We start from the raw sequence: 10,854 nt of genomic DNA on the forward strand, positions 1-10,854 counted from the left end.
TCGGTGCGGCGTGCTTCGCCGGCCCGCCTGGCGCATCAGGAGGGGGATGCCCCTTCCTGGGCTTGCATCAAGGCTTCCACCTGCTGCTGGAGGCCCTGCAGCTGGTCGAGCTTGCGCTTCAGTGCTTCGCGCAGGTCGCGCGCGTCGGTGTGAAGGACCTCGTCATGCAACTCCGCGATGCTCTCGGACAGGCATGCGTGGAGGACGTGGATCTGCTGCTGGGAGAGCTCCAGGAACATGGGTCACCTCTCTGACAGCAGAACAACGGAGCCGCGCCCCCGCGCTCCCGGAGGCACGGGGGCGAACACGTGCACGACAGGCCGCTGGCGCTCCAGAGCACCGCGCGGCGAGTGGGGCCGCGCGGTGCGAGCTGCCGGGCGTGGCGCGGCGCCTCGGTATCCGAGACGCCGCACCGGTGCGACTACCGCAGCGCGATGAGCGAGGCCACGAGCAGGGACACGACGCTCATGACCTTGATGAGGATGGCCACGCCAGGACCGGAGGTGTCCTTGAACGGGTCACCCACCATGTCACCGACGACGGCGGCCTTGTGGACCGCCGAGCCCTTCGCGTGGCCCGGCAGCTTGCCCTTCTCGATGAACTTCTTGGCGTTGTCCCACGCGCCACCCGCGTTGGCCATGTAGAGGGCCATCGTGGCGCCGACGACGAGCGCGCCGGCCAGCAGCCCCGCCAGCGCACCGGGGCCCAGCAGGTAGCCCACCAGGGGCGGGGCGACGATGGCGACGATGCCCGGGAAGATCATCTCGCGCAGGGCGCTCTTGGTGGCGATGTCGACGATCTTCTTGGGGTCCGGGTCCGCCTTGAGCTCCATCAGCCCCGGAATCTCGCGGAACTGACGGCCAATCTCCTCGACGATGGCGCCGGCCGCGCGGCCCACGGCGAGCATCGTGGAGGCGCCCACCAGGAACGGGAGGATGGAGCCCAGCAGCATGCCGACGATGACGTTCGGGTTGGTCAGCTGCAGGCTCATCTCCGGCAGGCCGGCGGCGATGCGCGTGTGGTTGACCTCGAGGTTGAAGGCGGAGAAGAGCGCGATGACGGTGAGCGTCGCCGAGCCGATGGCGAAGCCCTTGCCGATGGCCGCCGTGGTGTTGCCCACCGCGTCCAACTCGTCGGTGATGGCGCGGACCTCGGGGCCCAGGCCGGACATCTCGGAGATGCCACCGGCGTTGTCGGAGATGGGGCCGTAGGCGTCCACGGTCATCACCACGGCGGTGCCGCCCAGCATGCCCACGGCCGACAGCGCGATGCCGTACAGGCCGAGCGCCTGGTCGGCGATGTAGGCCACCAGGGCGATGGTGGCCATCGGGATGCCCACGCTCTCCATGCCGACGGCGAGGCCGCGGATGAGGTTGGTGCCGGCGCCCGTGATGGAGGCCTCCGCGATGCGCTGCACCGGCGTGGAGGACGTGTAGTAGTCCGTGACGAGACCGATGATGGCGCCGCCGAAGGCGCCCGCGGCCAGCGCCACCGTGATGGCCTGGGACAGGCCGAACACCTGCATCATCACGAAGGAAAGACCCACCAGGATGACCGGGGGCAGGATGAGGGCGCTGCGCAGTACCTGCGCGGGGTTCATGTGCTTGAGCGCGCGCGCGATGAAGATGCTCAGCAGGCTGACGATGAGGCCCACGGCGGACAGCACCAGCGGGAGCACCACGCCCGCCACCTTCGCGCTCCCGGTCGCGGAGGGGTCCACCACGAGGCGGGAGAGGTCCGCGGCGCTGGCGGTCAGCGCGATGGCCATGGCGGCGACAATCGCGGCCACCATGGACTCGTAGATGTCGGCGCCCATGCCGGCCACGTCACCGACGTTGTCGCCCACGTTGTCGGCGATGACGCCCGGGTTGCGCGGGTCGTCCTCGGGGATGTTCTCAATGACCTTGCCGGCGATGTCGGAGCCGACGTCAGCGGCCTTGGTGTAGATGCCGCCGCCCACGCGGGCGAAGAGCGCGATGGAGCTGGCGCCCACGGCGAAGGAGTGGAGGACGGGGGAGAGCTGCGCATGCCCCTGGAAGGCGTAGTAGATGCCGCCCATGCCGATGAGGCCCAAGCCGGCGACGGCGAGGCCCATGACCGCGCCACCGTCGAGCGCGACCAGCAGCGCGTTCGGCTTGGAGCCGGTGCGCGCGGCCTGCGCGGTGCGCACGTTCGCGTACGTCGCCGCCTTCATGCCGATGTAGCCGGCCAGCAGCGAGAGGAACGCGCCGAGCACGAAGCTCCCGCTGGCGAGCGGCCCCAGCGCCAGGCCGATGAGCACCGCGACGGCCGCGCAGTACGCGGCGAGCACCTGGTATTCGCGGACGAGGAACGCCATCGCGCCTTCGCGGATGTAGCCCGCGATGCGGTTCATCGTCGCGTCACCCTCCGGGAGCGCCTTGACGCGGAAGTAGAAGAACGCAGCGAAGAGCAGCCCCACGGCGCCGACCACGCCCGGTGCGATTGCCCAGAAACTCGACTCGAGACTCGACAACTCCATCCAATCCTCCAGAGCCGTCCCGGGGGGCCTGACCTCGCCGACCGAGTCGCTCGTGTGCCGCGAAATTTGTACGGAGCGCGTATAGTTGATTTCAGCGCAATCTGGGAGTTTCCTAGGCGCGCCCCAGCAGGTTGGGAGTCCTACCAACGTTCTGGGTGGGTGCGTCACGGCCGCCAGCGCCAGGCCGGCTCCCAAGCGGGGCGTGACTCCGGGTGACATGCGGGGCGGGTGGATGCGCCTCCGCGGACCCAAGTGCCCGGACTCACTCACGATTCTTCGAAGGCTACGGGCCAGTACGTATTCCAGGGCCTCCGCGACGGCACGGCGCGCGGCGGTTCACGGCAGCTTCGCGGCCGCGGGCTGCGTCTTCTCACGGCGGCTGGCCGGGCTCCCTCGAGGTCGTTGCGGGGGGGCGATACACCTGGGGGGCGCTCGGATGTCCACGGTCGGAATCTACATGCTGCCCGAATACGGCGGCCTCAACGCGACCTTCGCGCTGGCGAGGACGCTGGTGCGCCGGGGGCACCGCGTCCGCTACTTCGTGCCGGAGTCCTTCGAGGCGCACGTGTCGCGGCAGGGCTTCGAGTGCAGCCGCTACAGCCAGTCACTCCGCGTCACCGCGAGCTGGGCGACGCGTGTCCCGGGCATCCGTTTCCTGCACCTGCGCGCGCGTTACCACGAGCACCTCGCGGCGGCGTTCGACGCATGGGTGAATGCGGATGGGCTGGATGGGGTGCTGGTGGATCCGGTGGTGTGGGATGTGGCCGCGGGCGCGCACGAGCGCGGGCTGCCGTACCTCAGCCTCAGCCCGACCTATGCGGCCTCGTTCTCGCTGGACTATCCGTCCGTGCACTCCCCGGCCATTCCCGCTGCCAATGGCCACCTCGGCCGTGCTCGCAACCTCGTGGCGTGGACGCTCCAGGCGAGAATCCCCTGGCTGCGGGGCCTGTATGACCACGGAGTCCGCTGGGCGGGCCACCGCGCGCACCGGCGGCTGCGGCGCGCGGGACGCCGCGTGCGATGGGGCGACTTTGGTTTCCGGCCGGAAGTGGAGGAGCTGGTGATTGGCCCCCGGGCCCTGGACTTCGAGCCGCTGCGCACGCTTCCCCGCCGGCACTATCTGGGCACCTGCGTGGAGCCCTCACGCAACGAGGGCACCTTCGATTGGCGCGGCTACGACGCGTCCAGACCGCTGGCGTACTGCTCGTTGGGGACGTTCGGAGAGGACCAGCCGGCCGCGCTGCGCTTCTACACCGCTGTCATGGAGTCCTTCCGGCGGCGCGAGGGGTGGCAGCTCATCGTGAGCTGCGGCGCCCTGGCCGAGCAACTCCGCGGCCTGGCGGCGCCGCCGTCCATCCGGGTGGAAGCCTCGGTGCCCCAGCTGGAAGTCCTCCCGCGGGCGCGGTTGTTCCTGAACCACGGCGGCATCGGCTCCGTGCGGGAGGCCCTGTATTTCGGCGTCCCCATGCTCCTGTTCCCCTATGGCGCGGACCAGCCTGGGCTGACGGCGCGGCTGGTGCACCACAACCTCGGGCTCCGAGGCGACCTCCGCACGAAGGACGCCCGCGTCATCACCGAGCGGGTGGATGCCTTGCTGGGGCGCGACGACCTCCTCTCCGCGGTGGCGAGGATGCGCCAGGCCTGCCGAGGCTCGCGCGAGCTGGATGAGGGCGTGGACGTCATCGAGCGGGCACTCGGCCGATGACAAGGCCGCGGCGGCGTCGGGCGCCGCCGCCGCCTCGAACCGCGCGGTCAGGACAACGGGCTCATGGAGGGCCGGCTCACTTACTCCGAGTACTCGTAGAAGTCGACGAGCTCCCAGTTGCGGTTGTAGACGTGGCGCTTGGTGAACCAGCCGCTGTGGCAACTGCCCGTGTTGGTGGCCGTGTAGCCATAGACGAAGCCGTTGTGGACGCGGGCGTTGAGGCTCGGGTAGCCGGGGTTCTCACAGGGCTGGGTGACGCGGACGGCCTGGTAGGCGGCCTCGGCGGAGACCTGCTCCTGGCCCTCGAAGTCGTAGCGGGAGTGGACGCGCACGGAATCGAAACCCTGGAGGTCCTCGGCCTGAGCCGCGTAGGTCTGCGTGAGGAACGACTGCAGGTGGGCCAGGGTGGTGGCCTCGGAGGTGAGCGTGCCCGTGAGGCGGTGCACGGCGCCGTCATTGTCGGAGAGCGCGGCGCGGATGGAGGCGATGCCGGCCGGGCCCTGGTAGACGGAGGTGTCGCCCCAGGTGAAGCTGAGGGCGCTGCCCGCGCTGTAGGCATTGAGCGCGCAAGCGCCGTTGGCGCCGGCCGCCTCGAAGATGATGATCTTCCGGAGGCGGTGCTCGGGGTTCACGAGCGCGATGCACTCGTTGCCAGCGACACCGTCGTAGTTGGCGGCCGGGAGCACGGCCTCGACGATGTTGTGGACGCGGAACAAGGGGTCCGTGGCCCGCTGCTCGATGGACTGGACCGCCTCCGTGTCAGTGTCCGTCTCGGGACCGAGACAGCCCGCGGTGAGGGAAGAAGCGACGAGGAGGGACGCGAAGCTGAAGGAAGTGCGCATGGCGGCTGAAGATAGCACGCCAGTTTTGCCCGTTTTGGAAGGTAATACGTGTTCCGATACGGAAACGACACACGGCCTGTTGGGGCACGACGGCCGTGCCCCTTGAATGACAGGCTCATCCCGCCAATGGTGTCTGTCGCGCCTGCGCCTCGCGCAGCCACGCCACCGTGTCGCTCAGCGTCTGCCGGTGGCTCCGCGGCCGGAAGTCGAGCTCCTCGTGGCTCCAGATGCTCTTGAAGCCCCAGTGGCACGTCGACATCTCCAGCACCACGGGGTCCGGCAGCTTCTTGAGCGGCACGTGGGCGCCGAGCTTCGCGAGCCCGTCGACGACGAGCGTCGGCACGCCGGGACGGTTCACCCGGATGCCGGCGACCTCGCCCACGCGCTCGAAGAAGGTGCGCAGGGGCAGGGTGGTGCCGGGCAGGTGGTACGTGTCCCGCCAGGCGGCCTTCCTCGCCAACACCGCGAGCGCCCGCGCCACGTCCCGCACGTCGGTGAAGGCGATGCCACCCGTGGGAATGAAGGGGAGGCGGCCGTTCAGCACGCGGGCCACGTTGGTCGTCGAGCGGCCCAAGGTGTCCCCAGGGCCGAGGAGCACCGGAGGCCGCACCACCGTCAGCTCCACGCCGAGCTGCCTCGCCAGCTTCCGCGACTGTTGTTCGGCGCGAATCTTCGACAGGTAATAGGGCCACCGGCCCACGAGGCCTTCCGCGTAGAGGGAATGCTCGTCGGCCTCGATGGTCGGGTGGGAGAAGCAACCCACCGTGCCTGAGGTCGACACCAGCACCAGCCGGGCGTCGAGCGCCTTCGCCGCGCGCACCATGGCCAGCGCGCTGTCGATGTTGAAGCGCACCATCTCATCGGCGTGCCGCCGGCTGTGGTGGACCATTCCCGCGGAGTGAATCAGCACCTTCACGCCCCGCGCGTGCGGCAGCCACGCGTCAGGGTCCAACGGCGTGCCCGACACCTGGGCCACCGGGCCCGGCAGCGGCGAGCGCACCAGCGCCACCGCGTCGTCGCCCAGCGCCTCCAGGAGGTTGCGTCCGAGGAACCCGCTGGCTCCCGTCACGAGTGTCTTCACGGCTGAACCCCGCGCCAGGCGCATGCTTCATGGAACCGCGCGAGCTCCGCCGCGTTCGGACCCCACTCGAAGTCGTCACCCGCGGGCTTCACGATGTCGCGCGACACCAGCGCCTGCACCACGCCATCCAGGTGCGGCCGGTGCGTCACCGCCACGGCCTTCAGCTCGTCGGGCGCGCGCACCTTCGTCGCCTCCTGGTAGTCGCGCACCACGGGCTCGAAGAGCGCCTTCACCACGGCGTCGACGCGCGCGTCGCTCAGCTCGGCCAGCGGCGTGGCGCACCAACGGTAGCGCGACAGGTGGTCCTCCAGCGCGGGGTTGCCGGGCTGCCGGGCCAGCACGTCACCGGCGAACCAGTGTTGCCACTGGTTCTGGAGCGAGTGCGCCAGCGCCGGAGACAGGGGGCTGGGGACGGGCAGGTCGCTGGCGAGCACACGCCCCCCGCGGCGCTCGATGGCCTCACGCAGCCACGCTTCGTCCACGCCCGCAATCGGGTGCTCGGCGAGGAACGTGCGCAGGTGGAAGCTGCTCACCGTGGTGTGGCGCTGCAGCTCGGCCATGAGCGTATGGCTCAGCGCGCGGACGTCGGTGTCCGGGTTGAGCGCCAGCGGCGCGCCACACGACAGATGCACACGGCCCAGCTGCACCTGGCCACGCGTCAGCTTCGCGAGCCACGACAGCACGCCGGTGAGCGTCATCTTGGGGCGCGGCTTGCCGGACAGCTCCTCCGACAGGGACGCCTCCTCCGGCAGCCGGTCGTAGGAGATGGCGATGGGCAGCACGACGAACTGGCGCTTCGTGTTCTGCAGCGCGCGCAACAGCCCGCGCTTGGGCGGCAGCATCAGCCGCGCCCGGCTGCGCTGACCCTCGACGAAGAACATGAGCGAGGCGTTCTTCTCGGTGAGCCGGCGCAGTTCCTCGCCCAGCTCCGGCACCTCTCGGCCCACGCCGCGCTTGATGAAGAAGGCCTGCGAGTCCTTGAGAATCGGACCCACCACGGGGATGCGGCCGAACTCCTCCGCGGCGGCGATGTGTGGCATCGAGATGCCCAGCTCCGGGTGCTGGAAGCACAGGTAGCTGGTCAGCAGGAAGTCGAAGTAGCTGCGGTGGGTGGGCGCCAGCACCACCAGCGTGCCCGGGGGCACCTGCGCCATCGCGCGCTCGAACGAAGGCCGGTCGAACGTCACGTCGCTGGTGCAGTGGCGGAACGTCTTGCGCAGCGCATAGCCAAACACCTTGTGGGTGGTGTTGCCCACGCCGCGCTCCTGGACCCAGGTCCGGTCGCCGCGCGCGTCGTCGTGCTTCGGCCCGGCGAAGGACACCTGGCTCTCATCGCGAGAGAGCAGGTGGCGGTACATGCCCTCGTTCACCACGCGCACGTACTCGACAGGCTCGAAGCCGGGGACCTCCAGCGGCGTGCCGCGCACGAAGTCGAAGGTGTGGTGCGTGAAGTACGCGAAGCCCTCGTTGAGGTACTGCACCTTCTCGTCGGCGCGCACCAGCCGGCGGTGGGCCTTGGCCTGGCCCAGCAGCGCGAGCGCCGCCCTCTGCAGTTGCACCGGCAGCTCCCGGCGCATCAGGTCGACCGCGTCGAAGCCATGGTCCTTGCGGCCGACGAACATGTCGGGCGGCTTCACCACGCCGGGGCGGTGCTTGAACCACTCGATGGTCGACGCCGCGGCCATGTCGATGCGCAGCGCCCGCTGCACACCCATGGTGGCGTGAACGATGGGGACGGGCTGGCCGGGCTCCGGCATGGGGCCGAACACCGACCGCACGACCTCACTGGCGACCACGTCCACCGGCACCACGTCCAGGCGCACCGACGGGTCGGCGTTGAAGGCGCGCACCACGCCCAGGCCGCTGTACAGCAGGCAGCCCGCGAGCGCCGCCGGGCTGTCGAGCCAGGCCGGGAAGGGCGTGCGGTGGGCCGCCGAGACGATGCTGGGGCGCACGATGACGACGGGCACGTGGCCGCGACGCTCGCAGATGAGGTGTTCGGCGACGCTCTTGGTGAGCGTGTACGTGTTGGGGTGGCCGGTGAGCTCCAGCCACTCGCGGCCGTCGCCCTGCGCCACCTGGAAGGCCTCGTAGAGCTCCGCGGCGGGCTTTGGCAGGTGCGCCAGCTTCTCTTCGATGGGGCCGGGCCGCCACACGCTGACGTAGGCCGTCGACACGTCGACCATGCCCACCACCTGGGGGCACGCGCGCGCCAGCTCCAGCACCGACAGCGCGCTCCGGATGTTGGCCGAGGTCGCCTGCGCCAGCGGCAGGTCGAACTCCACGCTGGCGGCGCAGTGCACGACGTGCGTGACGTGCTGGCGCACGGCGTCCGCGTCGGCGGGAGACAGGCCGCAAGCGGGCTGCTCGAGGTCGCCGCTCACCACCGCGACGCGCTCCGTCCAGCCGGCCTGGAGGCGCGAGAAGCACTCGGCCCGCGCCACCTTCGCGAAGCGCTCCGCCGCGGACTGCACGCGGCCCTGGCGGTCCTTCGACTCGCGCACCAGCACCGTGACGCGCTCGACGCCCTGCGCGAGCAGCGCCTCCAGCACCACCTTGCCGACGAAGCCGGTGACGCCCGTGAGAAAGACGTGGCGGGACATCAGTGCGCCTCCTCGTCCGGAGTCAGCGCCACCGGACCGTTGATTCCGCAGTTCGACGCGCCGAAGACGTTGTCGGGGTCGATGGCGGCCTTCACCTTGCGGTTGAGGGCCAGCGCGGCCTCCGAGAACACCTGGGGCAGGAAGCCGCGGCGAATCTTCCCGACGCCGTGGTGGTGCGACAGCGAGCCGCCGGCGTCCAGAATCTCCTCGCGCGCCGCGTGCTCGAGCGCCGCGTACGCGCCCACCGGGTCGCTGACGCCGCGCGCGTAGAAGCCCAGGTAGAAATAGATGACCACGCCCGTCTGATAGACTTGCGTGAAGCGGCCGGTGAAGAAGACCTTGCCTGGCAGGCCCAGCGCGGCGTGCTCCTTCTCCACGCGGCGCTGCACGCGCTCGTAGAGGTCCATGGCCCGGCTCCACGGCACGCTCGTCTCGAAGCTCTCGGCGATGGCCCAGTGCTCGAAGGTGAGGTCCCGGATGTACGCGATGCCGAAGGTCAGCTGGTAGCCGCGCTCACCGTTGGCGCCGCCGCCCTTCATGCCGCCGTGCTCGGAGGCGATGCGGTACACCGTCTTCTCCTGGAAGGCGACCTCCTCGCGCGAGCCCTCGAAGACGAGGGTGGCCACGGCGAGCTTGTACGGGTCGAAGCCCTTGAGCTTCGTCACCACGGCCTTCTCGACTTCGCTCTTCACCTTCGCGGCCAGCCCGTGTTTGGCCGGCTTGAGCGCCTGGCCGAAGTGGAACTGGGTGTTGTCCATCACCCGCACGCTGGCCGGCACCGCGCCCGACTGCTGGAGCGCGTAGAGGAACGAGAGGCCCGTTTCGAGGTCGGGGAAGATGACCGAGCCGTAGCGCTGGACCTCGGGGAGGGGGAACAGCTTCACCACCGCCGTGGTGACGATGCCGAAGTTGCCCTCGCTGCCGAACATGTACTGGCGCGGGTTGACGCCCACGCTCTCCCGGGGCGCCTGGCGCGGGCGCTCCACGATGCCCTGGGGCGTGACGACCTGCATGTCGAGCACCAGGTCCTCGATGTTGCCGTAGCGGTTCTTCTTCATGCCGCTGGCGTTCGTGGCAATCCACCCGCCGAGCGTGGAGAACTCGAGGCTGTCCGGCTCGTGGCCCATGGTGAAGCCGAACTTCGCGAGCTCCTCCATCAGGTGGCGGCCCGTGGCGCCCGCCTCGATGCAGGCCATGCGGTTGACGGGGTCCACCCACAGAATCCGGTTCATCTGCCGCATGTCGACGGCGATGACCAGGCGCTCCTCGGAGAGCGGGATGCGCAGCGCCTCCGTCACGTTGGTGCCGCCGCCGAAGGGGATGACGCAGGCGCCGTGCTGGGTGGCGACCTCCACCAGGCGCACCACCTCGTCGTGGCCGCGCGGGAAGGCGACGAGGTCGGGCACCCGGTCCAGCTTCCCGTAGCGGATGGCCCAGATTTCACCGCCGGTGTGTCCATGGCCGCGGCGCAGGCGCTGCTTGGGGTCTTCGGTGAGCTGCTCTTCCTTCAGGAACTCGCGCAGCGCCGCGACCAGCGTGTCGTTCTTCTTCGCCGCGGGAATCTCGGGCGGGTAGTGCGGCTCGTTGCGGTTGTCGTATCCCAGCGGCGAGGCCAGCTTGCCGGCGAACCACGGCATCAGGTCCGGCAGCGCGACATTGCTGATGTTGTAGCGGGTGCCCGTGAGGACGGTGCTCCCGTCGGGCTTCACCACGAAGCGGGTGTCGGCGAAGCCCCAGCCTTCGAGTGATTCCTCGTCCTTCGACGCGGCGGGCGTCGGCGGCGTGAAGCGCGTGTCTCCGGAGGAAGGCGTGGGTGACGGGCTGCCGAAGCGCTCGCTCACCTCGTTCAGCGCCACATTCCCAAGACGGCGCAGCAAACCTGATTGTTTAGCCATGGTCGCGCGCACTCGTACACAGCGCCCTCTTCCCCGTCAACGCGCGTGGGTTACGCAGGTGCGCACTGCGTTACGCGATTTCGGAACCAGCAGTCTCGTAAATGGCTTGTTTCCGAGACCCGAGGTCTCGTAAAGGCGTGTCATGCGGACGGGACGACCCAGGGACGAAAACGTGCGCCTGGCCATTCTCACGGCGGCGCAGGAGCTGGTGCTGGAGAAGGGCTATGC

At 69.8% G+C, this 10,854-nt stretch carries 7 protein-coding genes; 1 reads left to right on the forward strand and 6 read right to left on the reverse strand.

Annotated features, from left to right (window positions below):
• Positions 1 to 35 precede the first annotated feature (35 nt).
• Positions 36 to 239 (reverse strand): hypothetical protein, encoded by a 204-nt coding sequence (locus tag G4D87_RS06780; RefSeq protein ID WP_163780121.1) that lies wholly within the window; start codon positions 237 to 239, stop codon positions 36 to 38.
• Positions 240 to 421: 182 nt separating this feature from the next.
• Positions 422 to 2,500: a sodium-translocating pyrophosphatase gene (locus G4D87_RS06785; RefSeq protein ID WP_163780123.1), complete on the reverse strand. Its 2,079-nt coding sequence runs from the start codon at positions 2,498 to 2,500 to the stop codon at positions 422 to 424.
• Positions 2,501 to 2,936: 436 nt separating this feature from the next.
• On the opposite strand from G4D87_RS06785, the gene G4D87_RS06790 reads away from it, so the two are divergent.
• Positions 2,937 to 4,205 (forward strand): nucleotide disphospho-sugar-binding domain-containing protein, encoded by a 1,269-nt coding sequence (locus G4D87_RS06790; RefSeq protein WP_163780124.1) that lies wholly within the window; start codon positions 2,937 to 2,939, stop codon positions 4,203 to 4,205.
• A gap of 80 nt (positions 4,206 to 4,285) precedes the next feature.
• Here the strand turns inward: G4D87_RS06790 and G4D87_RS06795 are convergent, their stop codons facing one another.
• The 4 genes from G4D87_RS06795 to G4D87_RS06810 all read right to left on the reverse strand — a co-directional run bounded on the left by G4D87_RS06795 (position 4,286) and on the right by G4D87_RS06810 (position 10,626).
• The gene (locus G4D87_RS06795; protein WP_240358062.1) at positions 4,286 to 5,047 is read right to left on the reverse strand and encodes a hypothetical protein; all 762 of its coding nucleotides are present in this window, start codon (positions 5,045 to 5,047) and stop codon (positions 4,286 to 4,288) included.
• 115 nt (positions 5,048 to 5,162) lie between these two features.
• Positions 5,163 to 6,128 carry an NAD-dependent epimerase/dehydratase family protein gene (locus tag G4D87_RS06800; protein WP_240358063.1) on the reverse strand — a complete coding sequence of 322 codons (966 nt, stop codon included), beginning with the start codon at positions 6,126 to 6,128 and terminating at the stop codon, positions 5,163 to 5,165.
• On the reverse strand, positions 6,125 to 8,731 hold the full coding sequence (locus G4D87_RS06805) for an SDR family oxidoreductase (protein ID WP_163780130.1): 2,607 nt from the start codon (positions 8,729 to 8,731) through the stop codon (positions 6,125 to 6,127). Before G4D87_RS06805 ends, G4D87_RS06800 begins: the two co-directional genes overlap by 4 nt.
• A complete protein-coding gene (locus G4D87_RS06810) occupies positions 8,731 to 10,626 on the reverse strand; it encodes an FAD-binding oxidoreductase (protein ID WP_163780132.1) in 1,896 nt (631 codons plus the stop codon). Before G4D87_RS06810 ends, G4D87_RS06805 begins: the two co-directional genes overlap by 1 nt.
• Between the last annotated feature and the right edge of the window lie 228 nt (positions 10,627 to 10,854).

The organism is Myxococcus vastator (assembly GCF_010894475.1).
Lineage (GTDB): Bacteria > Myxococcota > Myxococcia > Myxococcales > Myxococcaceae > Myxococcus > Myxococcus vastator.

Coding starts and splice junctions, on each gene's coding strand:
- G4D87_RS06780 (WP_163780121.1), bottom strand. CDS start 239: ATGTTCCTGGAGCTCTCCCAGCAGCAGATCCACGTCCTCCACGCATGC.
- G4D87_RS06785 (WP_163780123.1), bottom strand. CDS start 2,500: ATGGAGTTGTCGAGTCTCGAGTCGAGTTTCTGGGCAATCGCACCGGGC.
- G4D87_RS06790 (WP_163780124.1), top strand. CDS start 2,937: ATGTCCACGGTCGGAATCTACATGCTGCCCGAATACGGCGGCCTCAAC.
- G4D87_RS06795 (WP_240358062.1), bottom strand. CDS start 5,047: ATGCGCACTTCCTTCAGCTTCGCGTCCCTCCTCGTCGCTTCTTCCCTC.
- G4D87_RS06805 (WP_163780130.1), bottom strand. CDS start 8,731: ATGTCCCGCCACGTCTTTCTCACGGGCGTCACCGGCTTCGTCGGCAAG.
- G4D87_RS06810 (WP_163780132.1), bottom strand. CDS start 10,626: ATGGCTAAACAATCAGGTTTGCTGCGCCGTCTTGGGAATGTGGCGCTG.